Genomic DNA, 25,049 nt, shown 5'->3' on the forward strand with positions numbered 1-25,049 from the left:
ACGATACCGCGCTCAACACGACCGGTTACCACAGTACCACGGCCGGAGATAGAGAAAACGTCTTCGATTGGCAGCAGGAACGGCTTGTCAATGGCGCGCTCTGGTTCCGGGATGTAGTTATCCAGGTGACCGGCCAGCTCGATGATTTTCGCTTCCCACTCTGCATCGCCTTCCAGCGCTTTCAGAGCAGAACCGTGAACGATTGGCGTGTCGTCGCCAGGGAAGTCGTACTGTGACAGCAGGTCACGGACTTCCATTTCAACCAGTTCCAGCAGCTCTTCATCATCAACCATGTCGCACTTGTTCAGGAACACGATGATATAAGGAACGCCAACCTGACGGCCCAGCAGGATGTGCTCGCGGGTCTGCGGCATCGGGCCGTCAGTCGCAGCAACAACCAGGATCGCGCCGTCCATCTGCGCAGCACCGGTGATCATGTTTTTCACATAGTCGGCGTGGCCAGGGCAGTCAACGTGCGCATAGTGGCGAGTCGGGGTATCGTATTCAACGTGAGAGGTGTTGATGGTGATACCACGTGCTTTCTCTTCTGGCGCGTTATCGATCTGATCGAACGCACGTGCAGAACCACCGTAGGTTTTAGCCAGAACGGTAGTGATAGCAGCAGTCAGGGTGGTTTTACCGTGGTCAACGTGGCCGATAGTACCAACGTTGACGTGCGGTTTGTTACGTTCAAATTTTTCTTTAGACACGGCGATATTCCTTACTGTTGTGCTCTCCTTTTCAAAAAGGAGAGCACGGGATCAATTGGTTAAACCCGATTATTTACCACGGGCTTCAATAACAGCCTGAGCAACATTGTTCGGCGCATCATCATACTTCAGGAATTCCATGGAGTAAGATGCACGGCCTTTAGTGATAGAACGCAGCTGTGTCGCATATCCAAACATCTCAGACAGCGGCACTTCAGCGTGGATCACAACGCCAGTAACATTGGTTTCCTGGCCGCGCAGCGTACCGCGACGACGGCTAAGGTCACCGATAACGTCACCCGTGTTCTCTTCAGGCGTTTCAACTTCAACCTTCATCACCGGCTCAAGCAGAACTGGTTTTGCTTTCTTAAAGCCGTCTTTAAACGCCAGAGAAGCAGCCAGTTTAAACGCCAGTTCCGAGGAGTCAACGTCATGGTATGAACCGAAGTGCAGACGAACACCGATATCAACTACCGGGTAACCTGCCAGCGGGCCAGACTTAAGCTGTTCCTGAATCCCTTTATCAACGGCAGGGATGTATTCGCCAGGAATCACACCACCTTTGATGTCGTTGACAAATTCGTAGCCTTTCGGGTTTACACCCGGCTCCAGTGGGTACAGGTCGATAACAACGTGACCGTACTGACCGCGACCACCAGACTGCTTGGCGTGTTTACCTTCGATATCGGTAACTTTAGAGCGAATCGCTTCACGATACGCAACCTGAGGTTTACCGACGTTTGCTTCAACGTTGAATTCACGCTTCATGCGGTCAACGATGATGTCGAGGTGCAACTCACCCATACCAGCGATGATTGTCTGGTTAGATTCTTCGTCAGTCCATACGCGGAAAGACGGGTCTTCTTTCGCCAGACGGCCCAGAGCCAGACCCATTTTTTCCTGGTCAGCTTTGGTTTTTGGTTCTACAGCGATAGAAATTACCGGCTCGGGGAATTCCATACGCTCCAGAATGATCACGTTATCCGGATCACACAGAGTATCACCCGTCGTCACGTCTTTCAGACCGATCGCCGCAGCAATATCGCCTGCGCGAACTTCTTTGATCTCTTCACGTTTGTTGGCGTGCATCTGTACGATACGGCCAAAACGCTCGCGCGCAGATTTTACTGAGTTCAGTACGGTGTCGCCGGAGTTAACAACGCCAGAGTACACGCGGAAGAACGTCAGGTTACCCACGAATGGGTCGGTTGCAATTTTGAACGCCAGCGCAGAGAAAGGCTCGTCATCGGTCGCGTGACGCTCAGCAGGCGTATCTTTGCCATCGTCCAGAATACCGTTAATTGCCGGTACGTCTGTCGGTGCTGGCAGATACTCAACAACAGCATCCAGCATGGCCTGAACGCCTTTGTTTTTAAACGCAGAGCCGCAGGTAACCAGGATGATTTCGTTGTTCAGAACACGCTGACGCAGAGCCGTTTTGATCTCGTCTTCAGTCAGGTCTTCACCGCCCAGATATTTCTCCATCAGCTCTTCAGAGGCTTCAGCTGCGGATTCAATCAGGTTCTGGTGCCATTCATCAGCCAGTTCTGCCATGTCAGCAGGGATCTCTTCGTATTCGAAGGTCACGCCCTGATCGCTGTCGTTCCAGTTGATCGCTTTCATTTTCACCAGGTCGATAACGCCGGTAAATTTTTCTTCTGCGCCGATGGCCAGCTGCAACGGAACAGGGTTAGCGCCCAGACGTGCTTTAATCTGGCCAACTACTTTCAGGAAGTTAGCACCCATGCGGTCCATTTTGTTAACGAACGCAATGCGTGGAACTTTGTATTTGTTCGCCTGGCGCCATACGGTTTCAGACTGTGGCTGAACGCCGCCGACCGCACAGTAAACCATTACCGCGCCGTCGAGAACACGCATGGAACGTTCTACTTCGATGGTGAAGTCAACGTGTCCAGGGGTGTCGATGATGTTAACGCGGTGCGGCTCAAACTGCTTAGCCATACCTGACCAGAACGCGGTGGTCGCAGCGGAGGTAATGGTAATACCACGCTCCTGCTCCTGCGCCATCCAGTCCATAGTGGCCGCGCCGTCATGAACTTCACCGATTTTGTGATTTACACCGGTGTAGAACAGAATACGTTCGGTAGTGGTCGTTTTACCGGCGTCGATGTGTGCACTGATACCAATGTTACGGTAGCGTGTAATGGGTGTTGTACGAGCCATTTGATTCCTCTGTTTCTCGGACGTTCTAAGTTAATCAAACCCGGCGGGTGAGTTACCTGAACGCCCGCCGGGTTAATAACAACTACGAGGCTGTTACCAGCGGTAGTGAGCGAACGCCTTGTTGGCTTCGGCCATACGGTGAACGTCTTCACGTTTCTTCACTGCTGTACCTTTGTTATCAGCAGCATCAGAAAGTTCGTTCGCCAGGCGCAGAGCCATAGATTTATCACCGCGTTTACGAGCAGCTTCAACGATCCAACGCATTGCCAGCGCATTACGACGAACCGGGCGGACTTCAACTGGTACCTGATAAGTAGAACCACCAACGCGACGGGATTTAACTTCCACGGTTGGGCGGACATTGTCCAGGGCGACTTCAAAGGCTTCCAGCTCGTTTTTACCTGAACGCTGAGCCAGGGTCTCAAGCGCGGTATAAACGATTGATTCAGCAGTAGATTTTTTACCATCTACCATCAGGATATTGACAAATTTGGCCAGCAGCTCTGATCCGAACTTAGGATCTGGCAGAATTTTACGCTGACCAATAACGCGACGACGTGGCATGGAAATACTCCGTTGTTAATTCAGGATTGTCCAAAACTCTACGAGTTTAGTTTGACATTTAAGTTAAAACGTTTGGCCTTACTTAACGGAGAACCATTAAGCCTTTGGCTTCTTCACGCCGTACTTGGAGCGAGCCTGCTTACGGTCTTTAACACCGGAGCAGTCAAGCGCGCCGCGAACGGTGTGGTAACGCACACCTGGCAAGTCTTTAACACGACCGCCACGGATCAGGATCACGGAGTGCTCCTGGAGGTTATGACCTTCACCACCAATATAGGAGGTAACTTCAAAACCGTTGGTTAAACGAACACGACATACTTTACGCAGTGCGGAGTTCGGTTTTTTAGGAGTGGTGGTATATACACGCGTACATACGCCACGTTTTTGCGGGCAGGCTTCCAGCGCAGGCACGTTGCTCTTTGCAACTTTGCGTACGCGTGGTTTGCGAACCAGCTGATTTACTGTTGCCATTAAATAGCTCCTGGGATTTGCTTTGCTTCGTAAACACGTAATAAATCGCCTCGTGAGATAACGAGGACGCAGAATTTTAGGGCTGAGTAGAAAAGGTGTCAAGAAATAACCAGGAGAACCTTTGTTACCAGGTCATTTGTTGCGGATTTTTTACCACCAGCGCAACGAACTCATTATAGCTTATCGCCTGCGCTTTGTGTGAAATTTGAGCAGAAAGCCCGCGAGCAATAAGGTCGTCCCGCAGTACGTAAAGGGATATGGGGGCCGCCAGCAAAAACTCAAGCGCCTGACCGCCCTTTAGTGCCGCCAGCACGCCATCCTGCATCAGTAGTACATCATCGCCCGATGCCAGCATGCGCAGCATTGCGTTGAAATCATATTGAAAAGGCGAATGGGTCAGAGTATGCAGCATCGTATCCTCAGAAGGTGATCACGCGGTCATAGCTGCCGAGCATCGCTCTTAATGTCGCCGGTTCCAGCACCCTGACCGGCAACACAAACGCCTCGCTGGCGGCGAGCCCGCGATCGGACAGCGCGGCCGCACAGGCGTAGCAGTGCTCGATATCATAAAGCGGCAGCACGCCAAAAGTGGCGATGTAATTGCGCGCGAGAATTTTTTCCGGTTCCTGCTGCGGCATCAGTTGCAAAATGCCATCGCTGATAAAAAACAGCGCGACATCCTCGCTCAGCGCCGACGTCGCCAGCACGGCATCCAGCCCTTCCCGTCCGGCACTGCTGCCGTGGGGCGGCTGCGTAAAGACAAAAGCGATGCGCCTTATCAAAACTGCACCATGCGGTCAGTGCTCAGCGCGGCTTCCGCCAGTGCACCAAGACCGGCTAAAAGAAAGCCGTCAGCCAGATTCGCCGCCGGCAATCCCTGATTTTTTGCTTCACTTTCATCGGTGATACCGCGCCGTAGCGCGGCCGCCACGCAAATATTCAACGCAACACCGTGCTCGCGCTGAAGCGATTGCCAGGCGGCGGTCAGGTCGAACTCGTCGCTGGCGGGCGAGGTCAACTGGCTGGCATTCAGCACGCCTTCACGGTAGAAGAACACGCTGTCCAGCTGATGCCCTTCGGCCAGCAGTGCCTGAGCAAACTGCCAGGCGCTGCTGGCCTGCTGTGTGCCATAGGCAGGCCCGGTCACCAGCAGCGTAAAGCGCATCAGCGTTCGCCCAGCAGGTCGCCGCTTTTGAATTGGCGAATATAGAGATAGACCGTGTGCTTGGAGATGTTCAGGCGATCGGCAACCTGATTGATGGCGTCTTTAATATCGAAAATGCCTTTCTCATACAGGTTAAGCACGATTTGACGGTTCTTGGCATTGTTAGAGACGTTGCGGTCTGCGCTCACTTCTTCAATGGTGAACTCCAACGTCTGCATCACAAGGTCCTCTACCGAGGAGGCGAAATTAACCGATGAAGGTACTTCCTGTATCTCCGGCGGCATAAAGGTGGCCATGATCTGCGAAAACGGCACGTCAAGATTCATGTTAATACACAGCAAACCGATGACGCGGCTTTGCCCGTTACGGATTGCTATGGTCACCGACTTCATCAGCACGCCGCTTTTGGCTCGAGTGAAATAGGCCTTAGAAACGTTGCTATGCGTGCCGCTCATATCATGCAGCATACGCAGCGCCAGATCGGTAATCGGTGAGCCGATTTTACGTCCGGTGTGTTCGCCGTTGGCGATTCTGATGGCGGAGCAGTTCAGGTCTTCAAGCGAATGCAGCACGATTTCGCAATGGGAGCCAATTAGCATGGCTAACCCATCAACAACGGCTTCGTAGGATTTCAGGATGTCGAAGTCAGACCGTTCGAAAGGTCGCTGCTCAAGCAGCTGAAGGTCTGCGACATCGCCGGTAAAAATTGAGCCAGACATTATGACACCACCCTTTGCAAGAGCCTGTCGCACGGCGGCCCAGGCAGACTCATTCTAAAAAAATGCGCGGAGCGAAGTTTACCAAATATCTGAAAGGCCTGTCCTGACCTTTGTCATGAAATGCAATATGGCGCAGAAAAACGAATGAAAACAGGATGTAACGGAAGAGAAATACCGCCACGAAAGCGTGGCGGTGAAAAGAGATTACTTATCCTGCGTGGCAACCGGTGCCGGCGCAGCTTTATCAGCGCCCGCTTCCGCTTTGGCGGCCGGTTTGATATCGAGCAGTTCAACGTCAAATACCAGCGTGGAATTGGCCGGAATGCCAGGCACGCCATTTTTACCGTAAGCCAGCTGCGGTGGGATAACCAGCTTGATTTTACCGCCTTTCTTCACGTGTTTCAGGCCTTCCGTCCAGCCCGGGATCACGCCATCAAGACGGAAAGAGAGCGGTTCGCCTCGGGTGTAAGAGTTATCAAACTCCGTGCCGTCGATCAGCGTACCTTTGTAGTTCACCACCACGGTATCGCTGTCTTTCGGCACGTCACCGGAACCCTCTTTTGCCACCTGATAAAGCAGGCCGGATTCGGTTTTCTTCACGCCTTTTTCTTTCGCGAATTTGGTGGCAAACGCCTCGCCCTTATCAGCGTTCTCTTTCGCGTCTTTTTCCATCTTCGCCTGTGCGGCACCCTTCACGCGGCCTTCAAATGACTGCAACGTTTGTTCGATTTCCTGATCGGAGAGTTTGCTCTTGCCGCCAAACGCATCCTGCACGCCAGAAATCAGCTGCTGCTTATCCAGCGTAATGCCCAGTTTTTCCTGTTCTTTCAGAGAATTTTCCATATAGCGTCCGAGCGAGGCGCCCAGCGCGTAAGCAGACTGCTGATCGTCAGTCTTAAAGGCGCTGTTTTTCGGCGCTGGCTGTGGAGCCTGCTGGGCCGGCGTTGCTTCAGCCGCCATCGCTAACGGAGCATTAAGCGCAACGGCCATCGTGGTAGCTAACAATGTGACTTTAAACAGTGATTTCATCCATTTCTCCAGAACCGAAGCCTCTCACCCCGGAAATCGTGTACAGAACAGAGCCCGTACTATAACTGTGCGCGAGAAAAATACTCAATCTCGCAATGAAAACTAAGTTAACTTCCGACCGCTATCCTCAGCGAAAGTTTCACCACAGAGATGCAGCCACCCGAGGCTTTTTTCAACCGTAGCGAGGAAATTAAGCCGTGTCGCGCTGTTTCAGCAGGCAAATTCCCGTTAGAATCGGACTATTCGCCGCGCCGTCCGCGGCCTGAGCAAGAAGAGGTAATGCATGGATCGGTCATGGTTTGAACAGCGAATTGAAGTATTAGAAAGCCGCCTGGCCTTTCAGGAACATACGCTTGAATCGCTGAATCAGACGGTCATACATCATGAACTGGAGATGTCGCGGCTGCGCGAGCAGATGCGTCTGTTGACGGACAAACTTAAAGCGGCGGCTCCCTCGATGATTGCCTCACAGTCGGAAGAAACGCCGCCGCCGCACTATTAGCAAGCCCTTAAAAACGAAAGGCCACCCGGAGGTGGCCTTTTTTTTGCGCCTAGTGGTGACAACCGCAGCCGCCATTGCCGCCGCAACCGCCTTTACCGTGGTCATGATCGTGGTCGTGGTCGTGGTCGTGGTCATGGTCATGGCCATGCTCGCCATGAACATGGCCATGAGCCAGCTCTTCTGCCGTCGCTTCGCGAATAGCCACAACTTCCACGTTGAAGTTAAGATTTTGCCCCGCCAGCATGTGGTTACCATCAACCACAACGTGCTCATCTTCCACTTCGGTAATCTCTACCGGAACAGGCCCCTGATCGGTTTCCGCCAGGAAACGCATCCCCACCTGAAGCTCATCCACGCCCATAAAGACGTCTTTAGGCACGCGCTGCACCAGGTTTTCGTCGTACTGGCCATAGGCTTCGTCAGCGGCAATGTTAACTTCGAATTTGTCGCCGGCTTCATGGTTTTCCAGCGCCTTCTCAAGACCGGAAATCAGGGAACCATGACCATGCAGGTAGTCCAGCGGTGCGCTCACCGGAGACTCATCTACTAACACACCGTCTTCTGTACGTACCTGGTACGCCAGGCTAACCACCTGGTCTTTTGCTACTTTCATGATTACTCCTAACCGTTGAGAGCTTTGAATCCCGCGCTGACTGGCAGCGTCTCAGGGACTCTGTTGGGCGTCGATTATAAAGGATTTCAACGCCGCTGTAGGTTACAGCTTAAAAAAAGCTGAGCAATAACGCTACTCAGGATGGAAAATTCCGATCACCTGCTCGTTTGTGCGCACCTGTTTACGCGCCTGTTTATCCGCTTCGCGCATCTGGTGACCGCATTTAACGCACTCAACGACATCAATATTATTTTCCTGCCAGAGCGCCAGCGTGTCCTGCGCCTGGCATTTCGGGCAGGTCGCACCGGCAATAAAACGTTTACGCATGTTCAATCCTGTTCAACGTTAGTCTTCGTCCCAGCCGTCAACGTGACGCTTCTCATGCTGCATTTCTGCCTGGAAAATCTCTTCCAGTTCGCGTCGCGCCTCTTTCACGCGAGAAATCTGCTGACTGTCGGCGTGATTCGGCATCAGTTCACGCAGCATACGCATATCTAACCGACGGAAATGCTGCTGCGCGCGAAACGCCTGATGAGGATGCATACCAAGCGTGATCAGCGCCTTACGACCCAGTTCGAGCGCACTGGAGAAGGTTTCACGGGTAAAATAGCTTACGCCAGCCTGAAGCAGTTCGTGCGCCTCAACGCGCCCTTTCGCCCGCACCAGAATATTGAGGTGCGGAAAATGACGCTGGCAAAGATGGACAATTTCCATCGATGCTTCCGGCGCGTTGCAGGTCACCACAATCGACTGCGCCGTCTCGGCACCCGCCGCGCGCAGCAATTCAAGCTCTGTTGCATCCCCATAGTATACTTTATAACCATAATTTCGCATCAGACTGACCGCACTGATATCACGTTCCAGCACGGTGATGCGCTTTTTATTGGCCATCAGCAGGCGCGCCACCACCTGACCGAAGCGGCCAAATCCCACCACGATCACCTGCGGTTTATCATCCACCACGAAGGGCTGCTCCGTGTGGTCTTCGGGTTCGTTAAAGCGCCGCTCCAGAATCCGGTCAACGCTTTGCATCAGCAGCGGCGTGGTCATCATCGACAGCGTGACGGTAACCAGCAGCAGCGCCATCTGGTCGCCCTGAAACAATTTTACTGATGAAGCCGCAGAAAAAAGCACAAACGCGAATTCGCCGCCCTGGCTCAGCACGCTGGAAAACTGTAACCGTTCCGAGCTGCGCAGGCCGTAAATCAGCGAAAGCAGGTAGAGCACACCTGCTTTAATGGCAACCAGCGCCACCACGCCCACCGCAATTTCGATGATGTGGGTATAAAGCACGCCCAGGTTCAGCGCCATGCCGACAGAAATAAAGAACAGGCCAAGCAGAAGCCCTTTAAAAGGATCGATGGCGATTTCCAGTTCGTGGCGATACTCGCTTTCCGCCAGCAGGATGCCGGCAATAAACGTTCCCAGCGCCATTGAAAGGCCCAGCGCATCCATAAACAGCGCGGAGCCCAGCACCAGCAGCAGCGCTGCGGCGGTAAACACTTCCCGCACGCCGGAGGCGGCAATAAAACGGAAAATGGGCCGCAGCAGATAACGCCCGCCAATCAACATGCCCGCAAAGGCGATCACTTTCATGCCGACCTTCATCCAGTCGGTATGACCGCTATCGCTGCCCGCCAGAAGCGGCACCAGCGCCAGCGCCGGGATCACCGCCAGATCCTGAAACAGCAGCACCGAAAAGCCCAACTGGCCGGACTCATTACGGTTCATGCCTTTGTCGCGCATCAGTTGCAGCGCCATCGCGGTAGAGGACATCGCCAGGCCGATACCGCCAATGGTTGCCGCTTGCCAGGAGAAATTCGTCAGCCACAGCAGTCCGCCAAGCAGCGCCGCACTGAAAACCACCTGCGCCGCGCCGACGCCAAAGATGGAACGCCGCAGCTCCCAGAGCTTCGATGGCTTCAACTCCAGGCCAATAATAAACATCAGAAAGACCACGCCCATCTCGGAGAAGTGCAGGATTTCCTCGACGTCGCTGATAAATCCCAGCCCCCACGGGCCAATCGCTATGCCCGCCAGCAGGTAGCCCAGCACCGCGCCAATACCGATGCGCGCCGCAATCGGCACGGCAATCACCGCTGCAAACAGGTAGACCACGCCCGCGGTCAGGAGGCTTTGTCCTTCCATTCAACGTCCTCCATTGGGTAAGGGAGCCGCGAGCCAGTCAGCGTAGGCCCGCGCGTACTTCTTCATCATTTCAGGTGACTGACGACGCGCCCAGTAAATAATCATCGGCGTCAGCCAGTGCATGCGGCACATCTGCGCGGTCAGCTCGAACGGACGCATAATCTCGGATAGCGGATAACGGTTAAGGCCTTCCTGACGGTAGGCCGCTTCAGGTTCGCCGGTGGTGACCACGCTGCGCCAGTATTTGCCTTCCAGCACGTTACCGCCGGGGCCGCTGGCGAATCCGCGCGACAGCACGCGATCCAGCCACTCTTTCAGCAGAGCCGGGCAACTATAGGTAAAAAGCGGATGCTGGAAAACGATAACGTCGTGCTCACGTAAAAGCTGTTTCTCATGGTGGACGTCGATAAAAAAATCCGGATAGTGCGCATACAAATCGTGCACCGTCACGTTAGGTAACTGCTCAGCCGGCTGTAGCAAAACGCGATTAGCGATCGAGTCTTGTGATTCCGGGTGAGCGTACAGCAGCAAAACTTTCGGCGGCTGTGCCATCATTCCCCTCCAAATCGTCGTCACGGCAGGTAAAATCCGCTACCATGCCCGACGCAACAGAATCAACGACTCTGAAATCCAGTTATGGATTTAATTTAACATATTCTGACATTACGGCGCTTATGATTGTCTTCTCCTCGTTACAAATTCGACGCGGTGTCCGCGTCCTGCTGGACAATGCCACCGCCACCATCAACCCCGGACAGAAAGTGGGTCTGGTGGGGAAAAACGGCTGTGGCAAATCCACGCTGCTCTCGCTGCTCAAAAACGAGATAAGCGCCGATGCGGGCAGCGTCGGCTATCCCGGCAACTGGTCGCTGGCCTGGGTGAATCAGGAGACGCCCGCGCTACCGATGCCCGCCATTGAGTACGTGATCGATGGCGACCGCGAGTTCCGCCAGCTTGAAGCTGAGCTGGCGCACGCAAATCACGTCAACGACGGCAACGCCATCGCTACGCTGCATGGCAAACTGGACGCCATCCAGGCATGGACAATACAGTCGCGTGCCGCCACGCTGCTTAACGGTTTGGGCTTTTCTCAGGAACAGCTTCAGCGGCCGGTCAGTGATTTTTCCGGCGGCTGGCGGATGCGGCTTAACCTGGCGCAGGCGCTGATCTGTCGCTCCGATCTGCTGTTGCTTGATGAACCAACCAACCACCTCGATCTCGATGCGGTGATCTGGCTGGAGCGCTGGTTAAAAAGCTATCCGGGCACGCTGATCCTGATTTCCCACGACCGTGATTTTCTCGATCCGGTAGTGGATAAGATTCTGCATATTGAGCAGCAAACTATATTTGAGTACACCGGCAACTACAGCGCCTTTGAAATTCAGCGCGCCACCCGGCTTTCACAGCAGCAGTCGCTGTTTGAGCATCAGCAGAAAAAAGTGGCGCACCTGCACAGTTTTATCGATCGCTTCAAGGCCAAGGCCAGCAAGGCGCGACAGGCGCAGAGCCGCATCAAAATGCTGGAGCGGATGGAGCTGATCGCGCCTGCACACGTCGATAATCCGTTCACCTTCAGCTTTCGCGAACCGGAAAGCCTGCCGAATCCGCTGCTGAAAATGGAAAAAGTCAGTGCGGGCTACGGCGATCGCACCATTCTGGACGCCATTAAGCTCAATCTGGTGCCCGGTTCACGCATCGGTCTGCTGGGCCGAAACGGCGCGGGGAAATCCACCTTAATTAAGCTACTGGCGGGCGAACTGGCGCCGGTGCAGGGCGATATCGGTCTGGCGAAAGGCGTTCGCCTCGGCTACTTCGCCCAGCATCAGCTTGAATTCTTACGGGCAGATGAATCGCCGCTTCAGCATCTGGCCCGTCTTGCGCCGAAGATCGCCGAGCAGCAGCTGCGTGATTTCCTGGGAAGTTTCGGCTTTCAGGGCGATAAAGTCACCGAACATACCGCGCGTTTCTCCGGCGGTGAAAAGGCGCGCCTGGTGCTGGCGCTGATTGTCTGGCAGCGCCCTAACCTGCTGCTGCTGGATGAGCCAACCAACCATCTCGATCTGGACATGCGCCAGGCGCTGACCGAAGCGCTCATTGATTTTGACGGCGCAATGGTGGTGGTGTCGCATGACAGGCATCTCCTTCGCTCCACCACGGACGATCTCTATCTGGTTCACGATGGAAAAGTGGAAGTGTTTGACGGCGATCTGGAAGATTACCAGCAGTGGCTGAGCGAACTACAGAAGCAAACCGCTCAGGCCGAACCGAAACTGGAAGGTGCAAACAGCGCGCAGGCGCGTAAAGATCAGAAGCGTCGCGAAGCGGAACTGCGCGCACAAACGCAGCCGCTGCGTAAGGTGCTGGAAAAGTGTGAAAAGCAGATGGAGAAGCTCAACGCACAGCTGGCGGAAGCGGAGGCGCTGTTAGGTGACGCCACGCTTTACGATCCGTCACGCAAAGCGGAACTCACCGCCGCATTGAAACAGCAGGCCGAGGCGAAATCCTCTCTTGAAGCGTGTGAAATGAGCTGGCTGGAGGCACAGGAGCAGTTGGAAAATATGCTCAACGCCTGATAAATACTCTCCTTGCCGCAATCGTTATTTGCGGCGGGGGGTTAAAAACTCTTATTCTCTTTTATATTCCAGCCAGACGCTGACTCAGGCCCTTTTCCGCCTGTTGCGCTCTGCTCCCAATAGTGGATTTTTACTTTTAATGTCTACCGTATTAATATGTTTGCCGCTGGCGATAAATGTCATAATAGCAGGCGTCGCTTTATCAATACGGGTCTGAACATCCAGATCCCGAAACTGGACCTTACCTGTCCCACCTCCACCGCCGGCGCTCATATTCCCTGCCTGACTCGCTCCCCAACCAAAAGAATCAATATTAATCCATCCCTTATGATTTGCATCCGCTGACTCGCCCGTCACGCCATCAATTCTGAGAAACAGGTCATTATTCATATATAATTTCCTTTCCGTGGTGAGAGAAACCTGCTTAAATCCGTGAGGTTTTATAATTACACAAAGGAATGTCATGGACAACTATTTAAATATTAACAGAACACGTAACTATTTTTTGACGATGGCGAACCTGGAAGCAAATCATCTTAATAGCACCGCTAACTTTGTCTCGAACATTCATCTGAATGATGCGTTTTTGAGAATGAATTTTCGCGATGAGATAAGAAGATTTATAGATATTCAATTAACAACGATTCGTAACGCGGCGTCAGATGAATTATGCCAGCAATGCATTCAGAATCTGAAAAAAGAGAATGCGTATCTTAATATCCAACATCGGATGCTGCGCACGGGTGAAGCAGCCATTTACGCAGCGGTCAGTTTTTATCATGAGCATGAAAACATTATCGGTTACGTGATTGACGGGATCGGCGTGGTATTGGGCGGCTTACAAATCGTGGCGGGACTCAGTTTGGCAGGAGCATCAGTGAGTTCAGGGAATATTATTGGAGCGGTAGTAGGTGCTAATCTGGTTCTTAGTGGTTTGAGCTCTGTTCAGGAAAATGTAAAAAAAATCATCACCGGGCAGCAGCAGCCAGGATTTATGAAAAAAGGCTATATGGGAATGGCCGAATTTTTAGGTTTTGACGAAAAGCTGGGCGTGTTAGCCTACCAAACGGTAGATTTAACGACATCATATTACGGATTACTGAAACTCACCGTCAAACCAGAAGCCTGGCGCCTTTACAATTATCTTCCTGGAGATTACTACAGAAAAGTAAATACACTCAGCAAGCCAGCATTAGCGCTTAAGGTTACAGGAGCGTCAACAAAGCTTCTCGAAACAGGAAGTATCTGGAAAGCGTTAAAAGAAGAGTAGCACAATCCGGCTAATTTCTTTTGAGAAAACGACAGGCTTTCCAGCCAGGTTTTAAAGGAATAATATAATCAGCAAGAAGCGCCGTTCCGGTGAAGAGAGCGATATTAATTATCACGCCGTTGAAATCCTCCCTGATCGTAGAGCGCGCCATAAAAATAACGATAACAAAGAGCAAATATATAGCCCCAAAAAAATCTCTTCCGAAGATCAACTAACAAGTTTTCATAACATTGCCCATTATTTTCAACTTGTGAAAAAATATTATTAAAAATAGTTATTCCTTTCTCTGTAAAACCATTTTCCAGTTGGCATGCCTCGGTGATTTCTCTCTTCATTTTACTTTTCCTTGTAACTGATTTAGCCGATCGCGACTCTTTTACATGATTCCATGAAAAAGTGAACAGCAGACGCTCTGCTCGTTTCAGGGTGGCAGGCTTTCATTGATCTATTTTCAGTGCGCTTACCGGGCAGCAACATCAGTCTGTATGTTCGTAACAGGCTTTTCACCAATGCGGATTTTTCTGGCATATTTCTTGTGTCAGCAATTTATCTTCCTTACTATCAACGTCCACGCGCGTGACACAGTCCGGAAAAGCATAATGAAGAAAAACCCTTACCGCTTTATCAGCAAAAGCGTTTTCGTTTTTATCTTGCTTCTGCTGATCATGCCCCTGGCGAGGATATTGTCACCCGCCCTCGTTATCGATGGCAGCAAGCTGTTTGTCGGCTACCTTCCCTATGGTTTAGCTATCGCCGTCATTTATCTGTTGGGTCGCGCGGCGGTTATTCCGCTGTTCCTCTCCTTTTATGCCAGCTACTTCTTTTCCTATTCTGGCTCAATGGCGGCGGGCCTGGCGCTGACAATGCTGCTGCCGATAGTGATCTGTGCCTGGCTGGCAAGAAACATTCTTGGCCGACGCTGGCGGTTCAACCTGGGCAACAACGGCATTGGCATTCGGATGCTGTTGATGAATATGCTGGCACCGGTGCTCTCAAGGCTGTTAATGGTTATCTGGGGTATGCTGTTTCCCATTCCGGAAAATCTCAGTATCTATTTCAGCAGCGCAATAAATATGTACACCATTACCAGCCTGCAAAATATGATCATTTCTGCCGTGGTGTTCTCGATTCTTTTTTATTTCCCTTTGCGAATGGTAGCGAATCCCACCTGGGCCAGGAAATTCTATCGTACCTGTCACAGAAATCTGCTGGCGAGAGAAAACCGTTTGAGCGCCATCATGGGTTTCAGCCTGCTGTCGGCGCTGTTGATAATTTTCTGTTCGCCCTTTCATCATCAGTTGATAGCCAGTTATCTTATCCCGCTCATTTTTATTCTCTTCACCTGGGGAGTGACGCGTTTTACCCCATCCCTGATGATTATACTTTGGGCGCTGAGCTGTTTTCTGCTGATGTATTTTAATCAGGACGTGCTGAGCACCAGTAATATTTTTGCCGTGACCTTTATGGCGTCCACGTTTATCGCATTTACCGTCTGTCTGGTCTTTTTTTCTGCGACTTACTGGAAGAATCAGCGAACGCAACAGCGCGTAACCGCCCTGTCCCTCACCGACCCCGTGGAGCTGCGGCCCAACCTCCGCGCGCTGGAACACCATCTGAAATCGCACCCTGCCGGCACGCTTTGTTATATCTCCATTGGTAATCTGGAGTTTCTGGGCCGGCATTATGGGTTGACGATGCGAACATGGTGTCGGCGTACGCTGACCGACACCCTGAAAATTTGCCTGAGTCAGAATGAGGGCGTTTATCTGCTTGCCGGAGATGGGATACTTCTTTTTTTAAACGGCGAACGGGTTCCGCAGCGGCTTGAAACGATGCAACACGACCTTCAGGCGCTTGAACTCAACTGGCAAAACAACGTCATCGATCTCACCTATGCCTTTGCCTTTGGCCAGTTCGATGCCGCACGCGACGACCTTTATCGGCTGATTGGGCAACTCAGCCTGCTCGCCAAACAGTTCGCCTCTTCCGGTGGCATTTCGCAGCTTGATGAAAATGGCGAAACGCTGATCCATCAGGCTTCGGCGCAGTTGCATACGTTGCAAACGGTGAGGCGAGCCATTGCTCAACGCCAGATTGTCCTTTATGCGCAGCCCATTTCTGAAGTACACACCCACGCGTGCTATTACGAAGTACTGGCCCGCCTGGTCACGGACGAGGGCATGCTACAACCCGAAACGTTTGTCCCACTGATTAGCGCCTTCAACCTCAGCGCGGCCTTTGATCGTCTGGTGACAGAAGAGACGGTTGCGTTTATCCACCGCCACCGTTCCACCCATCAGAAGACGCCCCGACTGGCCATCAACCTGCTGCCGATGACGCTGACACAGACGGGTATTGTTGACACCATCAAAGCGATTTTCCAACGTCACGACGTGCCGCACGAAAGCGTCATATTTGAAGTGACGGAAGAACAGGCGTTGCTGAACAGTCAGTCGGCGGGCATCGCTATTGAAAACCTTCGCCATGCGGGCTTTCGTATCGCTATCGATGATTTTGGCACCGGTTTCGCCAACTACGAACGCGTAAAACGGCTCAACGCCGATATCATAAAAATTGACGGCATCTTCATTAAAAATATTGAAAATGACCGTCTTGATCGGCTGATCGTGAAGTCTATCTGCGACATCGCACGCGAGAAAAATCTGGATGTAGTGGCAGAGTATGTCGAAACCGACGCCCAGAGTCGCCTGCTGGCGGAACTGGGCGTGAATTATCAGCAGGGATACCTGATTGGCAAACCCGTGCCGCTGGAAACGCTGGCTCACGCGCCTTCCTGAAGCAGGCGTTTCAGAAAGGCTTGTCGCCCATGATGGTTGCCCGGTGCATGATGCGACGTGCCGGCATATAGTCCGCGTTGGCGTAGTGCTGAGTAATACGATTATCCCAAATCGCCAGATCGTTCTCCTGCCAGCGCCAGCGCACCTGAAACTCAGGTTTGGTGATGTGGGCGAACAGGAACGCCAGCAGTGCGTCGCTCTCTTTCTGGCTCAGCTCCACGATGCGCGTGGTAAACCCTTCGTTCACAAACAGCGCCTTTTTACCGCTGACCGGATGCGTGCGGACAACCGGATGCTGCAACGGCGGATTCTTCTCCACGGCCAGCTTCCAGCGCGCGTGCTCCTCCTCGGTTTTGCGGTATTTGTACTCCTGGAAGGATTTTTTAAAATCATGCTCCGCGTTCAACCCACTCAGCAGCACTTTAAACGGTTCGGACAGCGCGTCCCAGGCGGCGATACCACTGGCCCATAGCGTGTCGCCGCCGCTTTCCGGCAGATGCTTCGCCGCCAGAATCGCACCGGCAGGAGGCGTCTCAATAAAGGTCACATCGGTGTGCCAGTTATCATTATCCGGCGGGTTGTTGTCATGCGTATCCAGCACGATAATCTCTTCCACGTCCGGCGCGTGAGGATAGACCGGATGAATATGCAGATCGCCAAAACGCGCGGCGAGCGCGCGCTGCTGGTGTGGCGTCACCGGCTGGTTGCGGAAAAAAAGCACCTGATGGCGGATCATCGCATGATAAAGCTGCTCAAACTGCGCATCGCTCAGCGGACGGCTTAAATCGATATCAGAAACCTGCGCGCCAATATGCGGGCCAAGCGCGGTGATGGTCAGACGTTCGTTCATACATGTTCTCCATGCCAGGGGGTGAGACGGCGTTGCAGGGCGCGCAACCCCAGTTCGAGGGTGAAAGCGATAATGGCAATAACGGCGATGCCGGCGAGCACCACATCGGTGGCGAGAAACTCACCGGCGGACTGCACCATAAAGCCAAGCCCGCGCGTGGCGGCGATCAGTTCGGCGGCAACCAGCGTTGACCAGCCGACGCCCAGTCCTATCCGCAGGCCGGTCAGGATCTCCGGCAATGCGCCCGGCAGCACCACATACCACAGCACCTGCCAGCGGCTGGCGCCGAGCGAACGGGCGGCGCGCAGTCGTACCTGCTGCGCACTTTTCACGCCCGCCAGCGTGGACATCGCTACCGGCGCGAAAATCGCCAGATAAATCAGCAAGATTTTTGAGGTTTCGCCGATGCCGAACCAGATAACCATCAGCGGCAGATAGGCCAGCGGCGGCACCGGGCGGTAAAGCTCAATCAGCGGATCGAGAATGCCGCGCACGGTTTCATTCAGCCCCATGGCGATGCCCACCGGCACGCCAATCAGCACCGCCGCCACCAGCGCGGTAACAATACGCGTCAGGCTGGCGGCAAGATGTTGCCACAGGGTGGCATCCATAAAGCCCTGTGCGCTGGCAATGACAAGAAGCTGATGAAATACCTGCTGCGGCGGCGGCAGGAACAGCGGCGGAACCAGCGCGAGCGACGCAACGGCCCACCACAGCGTCAGCAGCACGACAATCGTCGCCGCGCTGAGGGTCAGTTGACGGCTGAGCGGCCAGCGCAGGCGCGGCTGCGCGCTTTTTTCCGTGGTTAACTGACTCATGAAAACACCTCGCGCTGTTCGAAAACCTGGCTCAGCACGTACTCTCTGCGTGCAATAAATTCAGGATCGGACTTAATGGCGCGACAGGATTCGCCATTGGTATAGCGGCGGCCAAAATCGAGCGACAGTCGCTCAATAATCCGTCCCGGCCCCGGCGAAAGAAGGATTAATTCGCTGGCGAGAAAGACCGCCTCCTCGATATCATGCGTAATCAGCAGCACCTGCTTACCGCTTTTACGCCACAGCGTAAGCAGCAGCTCCTGCATCTGCTCGCGGGTGAAGGCGTCCAGCGCCCCGAAAGGCTCGTCGAGCAGCAGCAGTTGGGGATCTGCCGCCAGCGCGCGCGCAATACCGACGCGCTGGCGCATGCCGCCGGAGAGCTGCCAGATGAATTTCTTCTCCGCACCCTCCAGCCCAACCTGCTTCAACATCTGCCGGGCGATCTCATGGCGGGCTTCCTTTGCCATGCCCGCCAGTTGCAGCCCAAACGCGACGTTATCCACGACGTTGCGCCACGGCAACAGGCCTTCGTGCTGAAACACCACGCCGCGCTCTGCGCCAGGGCCGGTGACCGGCTTGCCTTCCAGCGTGATCGTTCCGGAGGCAGCAGGAAGGAACCCGGCGATCAGGTTTAACAGCGTGGTTTTGCCGCAGCCGGACGGCCCAAGCACAACCAGCAGTTCACCCGCATCAATCGACAGGTTGATATCGTTGAGCGCCAGATTCCCTTCATAGTCAGCGGTCAGATGCGAAACGGAAAGCATAAAACCTCCGGTTACTGCGCGAGCGGTTTAACAAAGCGATCGGTGACGTAGTCGCTGTAATCACTGGCAACCTGCGGCACTTTGCCCTGCTCTTTGAGGAATTTTGCGGTGTCGCCAATCGCCTTATTCACCGGCTGCGCCAGTTGTGCTGCCTGCTGGCTGGCCGGGAGATAGGTGTTACCCTTCACCAGGCCCGGCACCTGCGCTTCCGGCACGCCGCTCAGGCGAGACAGCTTGCTGAGGTTTTCAGGCGTTTTCAGCCACTGTTCAGGGTTATCGAGGTAGGCTTTTTGTGCCGCCAGCGCGCTGCGGGCAAAGGCGGTGACCACATCAGGATGCGCTTTGGCGAAGTCTTTGCGCACTACCCAGACATCCAGCGTTGGCGATCCCCATTTGCCTACCTGATCTGAATCGGTCAGCACCTTACCGCTTTTTTCCAGTTCATTGACCGCAGGCGCCCAGACATAGGCGCCGTCGATGTCGCCGCGCTGCCAGGCAGCAATTATGGCCGGCGGCTGAAGGTTAACAATCTGCAATTGATTAGGTTTGATGCCCCAGTGCTTCAGCGCCGACAGCAGGCTGTAATGCGTGGTAGAGATAAACGGTACGGCAATGCGTTTGCCAATCAGATCTTTCGGGCTGGCGATCTCTTTCTTTACCACCAGCGCTTCGGAGTTGCCTAACTGAGAGGCCAGCAAAAAGACCTCAATCGGCACCTGCTGACTGGCCGCGACCGCCAGCGGGCTGGAGCCGATGTTGCCAATTTGCACATCGCCGGAGGCCAGCGCTTTCACCACGCTCGCGCCGCTGTCGAATTTGCGCCAGTCCACCTTCGCGCCGCTCTCTTTGGCGAAAGTCCCGTCCGCCTGGGCCACTTTGGCTGGCTCCGCTGAGGTCTGGTAAGCGACGGTGACGTCGACAGCCTGCGCGGTGAGCGCGGAAAGAGAAAGCGTTGCCGCTATCAGGGAAAGAGTGAATTTGCGCGCCATAGTCCTGCTCCGGGGGTCATTGTTATAAGGTGCCTTTGTAACCGAGAGTGATCATCGCGATAAAGTAATTAAAAATTATCTGTTATAACAATATTTGCTTAGAAGAAAATCAGTAATCGATATCTGATAACAGGGATTGTCACGTTCAACCCGACGCCATTTACTATTCCACGTGATTGTTGCCCGACATAATTCGCGTTAATAGTGATGATTATTATCTACATAGTGCCGGTGAAGGCATTACTCTGTTCGCCCGGATAATTAAACTCCGCCAACCCTGCTGCCAAATTATTTTTAAAAGAAAACGTATGTTAATTATTAACTGAGAAATTCATTAACCTTATTTCTGCCAATATTTTCCCTGCGAAAAGAGGCATCATTTCATCTCCTCTTTATGGCGGAAATTAACAAACAACACCGGCACTGCCTGAAAACAAGAAATCACCTCCCCGACGAGATCAACGACATACTTATCGTGCTGGTTCTGCATTAAACCTGAAGTTATTTTTGCGATCGTGCTATGTTACGAACGTCTGTTCGGCAGCCTTTTTTATTTCCTTGTGAACCCGACGTAAAATTCATTTGAAGGCTATACTTACCTCACACTTTGCCTTTTTTTCTGAAGCATTACTTTCCCACCTTTTTTTCTTCTGTTTATTCATCCTGATTACCGCTTGCCTCTCAGCAATCGCGTAAGGACGTTACTGTGAAAATAAAATTAACTGCGTGGTTGAGCCGGGATAGTGATGTGCCGCCATCAACGTTGGAAAATATCTCATCGTTATTGCCTGAAACAGGTTCGCCTCAGGCGTACCGGCCGGACATTTTTTCTGAAAAACAAATGGAAAAATATGGGGGAAAATTAGCGAAGACCCATACGCTTTCGACCGGGAAATGGTCTTACCGCCTGTTACAGCAGCTGGCAGAAAATGAGATGTCGCTGGCGCAAAGTGCTGAAATATTGAGTGAAGGGAAAAAACGCAGCCTGACGCCAGCGGGCGTTTGGCTGCTTGATAATTTCTATATTATCGAAGAACAGATCCGCCTCGTGCGTCATATGTTGCCCGCTAAATTTGGTCAGGGCCTGCCCATGCTGGCGGAGCCCGTTCATTACCTGCGCATTCAGGCAATCGGTGATGAAATGATCACCCACAGCGATGGCCGACTTGAAAATAACGTTTTGCACAGTTTTGTCCGCTCCTACCAGCGCGTGTCGCCGCTGTTGCTGGGAGAACTGTGGGCGCTCCCCGGCATGTTGCGGTTCGCATTAATTAATAATCTGGCGCGTATTGCCAAAGACGTCGCCGTCATTCATCAGGAAAGACGCAAAGCAGAGGAGTGGATCAATAAGATTGTCGCCACCGCTACCGATGATGCCTCTAACGTCATTCTGGTGATTGCTGATATGGCGCGGCAAAATCCACAGCTTTCGGGCGCCTTTATTGCCGAGCTGGCGCGCAGGCTCAGCGGTCAGGAAAATACGCTGGTATTAACCTGGGTGGAACAGTATTTACAACGTGGCGGGCAAAGCAGCGCCGCGATCATCGATCGGTTCAACCGTCAACTGGCGCTCAACCAGCTTTCAGTCAGCAACAGCATCACCGGCCTGCGTCAGCTGGGCGAAATTGACTGGCAGAAGTTTGTTGAGTCACTCAGTCTGGTCGAACAGGTATTGTTACAGGATCCTGCGGCGGTCTACCCGCAAATGCATTTTGACAGCCGTGACGACTACCGGCATGTGATTGAACGGCTGGCGCGTCACAGCCGCTATGACGAACTGGCTGTGGCAAAGGCGGCGCTGGCGCTGGCGAGTCAGCCGGATCTGCCGTTACGCCAGCGCCATATTGGCTATTTCCTGCTTGATAAAGGCCGTACGCAACTGGAGCAACGGCTTGAGGCCAGAGACGCGTTACTCACTCGCTTCCGTCATCGCCTCACCCAGACGCCGTTGCTCTCCTGGCTGGGCAGCCTGGTGCTGCTGACTACCGCCTTCAGCGCCGAAACGCTGGTGGTGACGCATCAGGCGGGCATGACGTTCCTGTTGTGGCTTTTGCTGTTGCCGGTGGTGATTCTCGGCAGCCAGTTAGCCCTACAGCTGCTTAGCGAAGTGACCACGCGCAGCCGATATCCCACCCCGCTCCCCCGACTGGATTTTGCCAGCGCCATTCCCGACGAGGATCGTACGCTGGTGGTGATCCCCTGTTTGCTCAGCAGCATCAGGGGGATTGATACGCTGCTTCGCTCACTGGAAATTTGCTACCTGGGCAATGCGCTACCCAATATCACTTTCGCTTTGCTGACTGATTTCACTGACAGCGTTGAGCAACATCATAATGATGATGCTGAATTCATTCGTTATGCAGTACTGAAAACCGAAGATCTCAACCGACGTTATGCCAGAGAGACGCACGAGACACCGCTGTTTTCTCTGCTTCACCGTGACCGCGTACTGAACGCCGCCCAGGGCGTCTGGATGGGGTATGAGCGCAAGCGAGGCAAAATCCATGCCCTGAATCGCTGGTTGCTGAATAATGAAGATGGCATTTTCAGCGTCACCGCCGGCGCAAGTCAGGCGCAGTTACGCGGCGTGAAATATGTGATCACTCTGGACAGCGACACCATCCTGCCGCGCGAAACGGCGCATAAACTCATCGGTATTATGGCGCATCCGCTTAACGCGCCGGTCTTCGACGCACGCCTGAACCGCGTGGTCGAAGGCTATGCCATCCTCCAGCCGCGACTGGCGGAAGAGATCCCACAGCACGGTCAGGGAATGTACGCCCGCCTGTCCAGCGGCGTGCCGGGGAACGATGCCTACTCATCCATGTCTTCGGATATTTATCAGGATCTGTTTGGCGAAGGCTCTTTCGTCGGAAAAGGGATTTATGACGTCGCTGCGTTCACCCGTGCGACCCACAATACCTGCCCGGAAAACCTTGTCCTCAGCCACGATCTGCTCGAAGGGTGTTACGCACGCTCGGGTGTGGTCAGCAATGTGGTGATGTATGAACAATACCCTGACAACTATTTGAGTGATGTCGCCCGGCGCTTCCGCTGGGTGCGCGGTGACTGGCAGCTGCTCAACTGGCTGCGACTGCGTGTTCGCCTGGCCGATGGCAGCCGTCAGGACAATCCGCTCAGCGCGCTGTCGCGCTGGAAACTGCTGGATAACCTGCGCCGCAGTCTGGTTGCGCCAGCGTTGCTGGTCCTGATTTTTCTGACCTGCACCCTTACCCCGAACCCCGCCTTCTGGGTTGGCTGCATTATGCTGTTCATCCTGTTTCCGGTGCTGCTGGCGCTGGCGCTGGATGTGGCGAAAAAGAGTAAGCAGCGCGCCTGGCAACAGCATATGCGCATGCTGATCGCGGATGCCTTTACCCGGCTGTGTCGGGCGGGGATTGCGTTGGCGGTGCTGCCGCATGAAAGTTACTGGTCCCTGAAAGCCATTGTTATCACCCTGTGGCGGCTGAACGTCAGCCACCGTTACCTGCACGAATGGCAAAGTGCAGCGGTGGAAAAACCCACAGCAGGGCTGTCTGCGCGCCATTTTTATCAGGTTATGTGGGCTAATCCGCTGACCGGTGTTGTGCTGCTGGCCGTGACCAGTCTGCTGATGCCGCCACTGATCCCTCTGGTGCTGGCACTGGCGATTTTGTGGATGGTTGCGCCTGCCTTGATGTGCCGCCTGAGCCAACCTGCCCGTTCCCGTCCTGCCGATCTGTCAGCGGTTCAGCACCATTTCTTACGCCAGATCGCCCGTGAAACCTGGGCGTGGTTCGACGCGTTCGTGGGCGAAGAGGATAACCATTTACCGCCCGATAATTTGCAGGAGATCCCGCAGCCGCTGGTGGCGCACCGTACCTCCCCGACCAATATCGGGCTATCGTTGCTTGCTAACTTAACGGCCTGGGATTTTGGTTATCTGACACAAAAACAGGTGATAACGCGCACGCTTGCCACGCTCGACAGCCTCGATCGCATGGCGCACTTCCGCGGCCACCTTTATAACTGGTACGACACACGCACCCTGCAACCGCTGAATCCGCGTTATGTTTCCAGCGTCGACAGCGGCAATATGGCCGCGCACCTGGTAACGTTACAGACGGGACTGGCGCAGTGGAAGCAGCAACCGGTGCTCTCACTGCCGCGCATCATGGCGGGCCTGAACGACACCTTTTTACTGGCAAAAGAGCAGGCAGAGACGGCGCAAAGCGACGCGCTGAAAAAAACAGGCCAGCAGTTGGCCCTGTTACAGCGGACGAAACCGGGTGCGTTATTACCAGAACTGAAGGCGTTGATCGACCTGAGCAGGGCATGTGAAGAACAGGCGCAGGGCGCCCGGCCACGCGTAAACTGGCTTGGCCTGTTCATCCGGCAGCTCGTCGATTTTCAGCAGGAGTGGAAGCTGTTTTTCAACTGGCTGACGCCGCAGGACAGCCTGCCGAATGACCTGCCGTCGCTGTTGTGGCTCGCCGGGTTAGGCCACCATCGCCCCGACCTTAGCGCGCAGCAAACCGGCCCGGTAATATGGGCCGCGCGCGAGCGGATGGCGACGCTGCTTGAACTGGACGGTCGGCTTCATGACCACGCGAAGATGGATTTTCGCTTTTTGTACCATCCGGAAACCGCGCTGCTCAGCGTAGGGTATAACGTCGATAGCGGGCTGCTGGACAGCGGCAAATACGATCTCTTTCCATCAGAAGTTCGCCTGACGCACTACTTCGCCATTTCAACCAATCAGCTTCCGGCAAAAAGCTGGTTTGTACTGGGCCGTTTATTTACCCAACTGGATAACCGCCCCGCCGTGATGTCCTGGAGCGGCTCCATGTTTGAATATCTGATGCCGAACCTGGTGATGCCGGTCTATCCCGATACGCTACTG

The 25,049-nt window shown here is 53.8% G+C and carries 22 protein-coding genes and 2 pseudogenes; 5 read left to right on the forward strand and 19 right to left on the reverse strand.

The genetic code is table 11. From position 1 onward, the window contains the following. The 9 genes from GS12_RS18080 to fkpA form a co-directional block, all read right to left on the reverse strand. The coding region (locus GS12_RS18080; RefSeq protein ID WP_034949402.1) for an elongation factor Tu at positions 1–710 on the reverse strand (710 nt) is incomplete at its 3' end. A 69-nt stretch (positions 711–779) separates the two neighbouring features. Beyond that, complete coding sequence (gene fusA, locus GS12_RS18085; RefSeq protein WP_034917507.1) at positions 780–2,894, reverse strand: elongation factor G; 2,115 nt, start codon at positions 2,892–2,894, stop codon at positions 780–782. Positions 2,895–2,987: 93 nt separating this feature from the next. Further along, positions 2,988–3,458 carry a 30S ribosomal protein S7 gene (gene rpsG / locus GS12_RS18090; protein ID WP_017350059.1) on the reverse strand — a complete coding sequence of 157 codons (471 nt, stop codon included), beginning with the start codon at positions 3,456–3,458 and terminating at the stop codon, positions 2,988–2,990. Between the two features lie 96 nt (positions 3,459–3,554). Next, the gene (gene rpsL / locus GS12_RS18095; RefSeq protein WP_003852912.1) at positions 3,555–3,929 is read right to left on the reverse strand and encodes a 30S ribosomal protein S12; all 375 of its coding nucleotides are present in this window, start codon (positions 3,927–3,929) and stop codon (positions 3,555–3,557) included. 124 nt (positions 3,930–4,053) lie between these two features. After that, positions 4,054–4,341: a sulfurtransferase complex subunit TusB gene (gene tusB, locus GS12_RS18100; RefSeq protein ID WP_034949404.1), complete on the reverse strand. Its 288-nt coding sequence runs from the start codon at positions 4,339–4,341 to the stop codon at positions 4,054–4,056. A 7-nt stretch (positions 4,342–4,348) separates the two neighbouring features. Then, a complete protein-coding gene (tusC, locus tag GS12_RS18105) occupies positions 4,349–4,708 on the reverse strand; it encodes a sulfurtransferase complex subunit TusC (RefSeq protein WP_034949417.1) in 360 nt (119 codons plus the stop codon). After that, positions 4,708–5,094, reverse strand: coding sequence for a sulfurtransferase complex subunit TusD (gene tusD / locus GS12_RS18110; RefSeq protein WP_034949406.1), 387 nt, complete (start codon positions 5,092–5,094; stop codon positions 4,708–4,710). The genes tusC and tusD overlap by 1 nt, the downstream gene beginning before the upstream one ends. Continuing rightward, positions 5,094–5,813 carry a helix-turn-helix transcriptional regulator gene (locus tag GS12_RS18115; protein WP_034917519.1) on the reverse strand — a complete coding sequence of 240 codons (720 nt, stop codon included), beginning with the start codon at positions 5,811–5,813 and terminating at the stop codon, positions 5,094–5,096. The genes tusD and GS12_RS18115 overlap by 1 nt, the downstream gene beginning before the upstream one ends. Positions 5,814–6,017: 204 nt before the next feature. Next, a complete protein-coding gene (gene fkpA / locus GS12_RS18120; protein WP_034949407.1) occupies positions 6,018–6,842 on the reverse strand; it encodes an FKBP-type peptidyl-prolyl cis-trans isomerase in 825 nt (274 codons plus the stop codon). Between the two features lie 283 nt (positions 6,843–7,125). Between fkpA and GS12_RS18125 the strand changes: the two genes are divergently transcribed. Next, on the forward strand, positions 7,126–7,344 hold the full coding sequence (locus GS12_RS18125) for a protein SlyX (RefSeq protein ID WP_034917522.1): 219 nt from the start codon (positions 7,126–7,128) through the stop codon (positions 7,342–7,344). A 49-nt stretch (positions 7,345–7,393) separates the two neighbouring features. On the opposite strand, the gene slyD is transcribed toward GS12_RS18125, so the two are convergent. The 4 genes from slyD to kefG form a co-directional block, all read right to left on the reverse strand. Then, positions 7,394–7,957, reverse strand: a complete 564-nt coding sequence (gene slyD, locus GS12_RS18130; RefSeq protein ID WP_034949410.1) for a peptidylprolyl isomerase — start codon at positions 7,955–7,957, stop codon at positions 7,394–7,396. 132 nt (positions 7,958–8,089) lie between these two features. Next, positions 8,090–8,290 carry a YheV family putative zinc ribbon protein gene (locus GS12_RS18135; RefSeq protein WP_162473390.1) on the reverse strand — a complete coding sequence of 67 codons (201 nt, stop codon included), beginning with the start codon at positions 8,288–8,290 and terminating at the stop codon, positions 8,090–8,092. Positions 8,291–8,302: 12 nt separating this feature from the next. After that, the gene (gene kefB / locus GS12_RS18140; RefSeq protein ID WP_034949411.1) at positions 8,303–10,105 is read right to left on the reverse strand and encodes a glutathione-regulated potassium-efflux system protein KefB; all 1,803 of its coding nucleotides are present in this window, start codon (positions 10,103–10,105) and stop codon (positions 8,303–8,305) included. Then, entirely contained in the window at positions 10,106–10,657 is a 552-nt protein-coding gene (gene kefG, locus GS12_RS18145) for a glutathione-regulated potassium-efflux system ancillary protein KefG (RefSeq protein WP_034917526.1), read from the reverse strand. Between the two features lie 122 nt (positions 10,658–10,779). Here kefG and GS12_RS18150 point away from each other — a divergent pair, with 122 nt between their 5' ends. Beyond that, positions 10,780–12,678: an ABC transporter ATP-binding protein gene (locus tag GS12_RS18150; protein ID WP_034949419.1), complete on the forward strand. Its 1,899-nt coding sequence runs from the start codon at positions 10,780–10,782 to the stop codon at positions 12,676–12,678. 41 nt (positions 12,679–12,719) lie between these two features. On the opposite strand, the pseudogene GS12_RS18155 reads toward GS12_RS18150, so the two are convergent. After that, positions 12,720–13,068, reverse strand: a pseudogene (locus tag GS12_RS18155) (Hcp family type VI secretion system effector). A gap of 73 nt (positions 13,069–13,141) precedes the next feature. Between GS12_RS18155 and GS12_RS18160 the strand changes: the two are divergent. Further along, positions 13,142–13,948: a DUF4225 domain-containing protein gene (locus tag GS12_RS18160; protein WP_034949413.1), complete on the forward strand. Its 807-nt coding sequence runs from the start codon at positions 13,142–13,144 to the stop codon at positions 13,946–13,948. A gap of 104 nt (positions 13,949–14,052) precedes the next feature. On the opposite strand, the gene GS12_RS18165 is transcribed toward GS12_RS18160, so the two are convergent. Then, positions 14,053–14,283: a hypothetical protein gene (locus tag GS12_RS18165; protein ID WP_034949415.1), complete on the reverse strand. Its 231-nt coding sequence runs from the start codon at positions 14,281–14,283 to the stop codon at positions 14,053–14,055. A gap of 264 nt (positions 14,284–14,547) precedes the next feature. Here GS12_RS18165 and GS12_RS18170 point away from each other — a divergent pair, with 264 nt between their 5' ends. After that, complete coding sequence (locus GS12_RS18170; protein ID WP_052118521.1) at positions 14,548–16,746, forward strand: EAL domain-containing protein; 2,199 nt, start codon at positions 14,548–14,550, stop codon at positions 16,744–16,746. A 10-nt stretch (positions 16,747–16,756) separates the two neighbouring features. Here GS12_RS18170 and tauD read toward each other — a convergent pair whose 3' ends face one another. Genes tauD through tauA form a run of 4 tightly spaced genes read right to left on the reverse strand, consistent with a single transcriptional unit; the run spans position 16,757 to position 20,167 of the window. Continuing rightward, complete coding sequence (gene tauD, locus GS12_RS18175; protein ID WP_034917534.1) at positions 16,757–17,596, reverse strand: taurine dioxygenase; 840 nt, start codon at positions 17,594–17,596, stop codon at positions 16,757–16,759. Then, positions 17,593–18,414 (reverse strand): taurine ABC transporter permease TauC, encoded by an 822-nt coding sequence (gene tauC / locus GS12_RS18180; protein ID WP_034917536.1) that lies wholly within the window; start codon positions 18,412–18,414, stop codon positions 17,593–17,595. Before tauC ends, tauD begins: the two co-directional genes overlap by 4 nt. Further along, complete coding sequence (tauB, locus tag GS12_RS18185) at positions 18,411–19,178, reverse strand: taurine ABC transporter ATP-binding subunit (RefSeq protein WP_034917539.1); 768 nt, start codon at positions 19,176–19,178, stop codon at positions 18,411–18,413. The genes tauC and tauB overlap by 4 nt, the downstream gene beginning before the upstream one ends. A gap of 11 nt (positions 19,179–19,189) precedes the next feature. Then, positions 19,190–20,167, reverse strand: a complete 978-nt coding sequence (tauA, locus tag GS12_RS18190; protein ID WP_034917542.1) for a taurine ABC transporter substrate-binding protein — start codon at positions 20,165–20,167, stop codon at positions 19,190–19,192. 706 nt (positions 20,168–20,873) lie between these two features. Here tauA and GS12_RS18195 point away from each other — a divergent pair. Next, positions 20,874–25,049 (forward strand): annotated as a pseudogene (locus GS12_RS18195) (cyclic beta 1-2 glucan synthetase); the annotation flags it as partial.

The sequence above is a fragment of the Erwinia oleae genome, assembly GCF_000770305.1.
Taxonomy (GTDB): Bacteria; Pseudomonadota; Gammaproteobacteria; order Enterobacterales; family Enterobacteriaceae; genus Erwinia; species Erwinia oleae.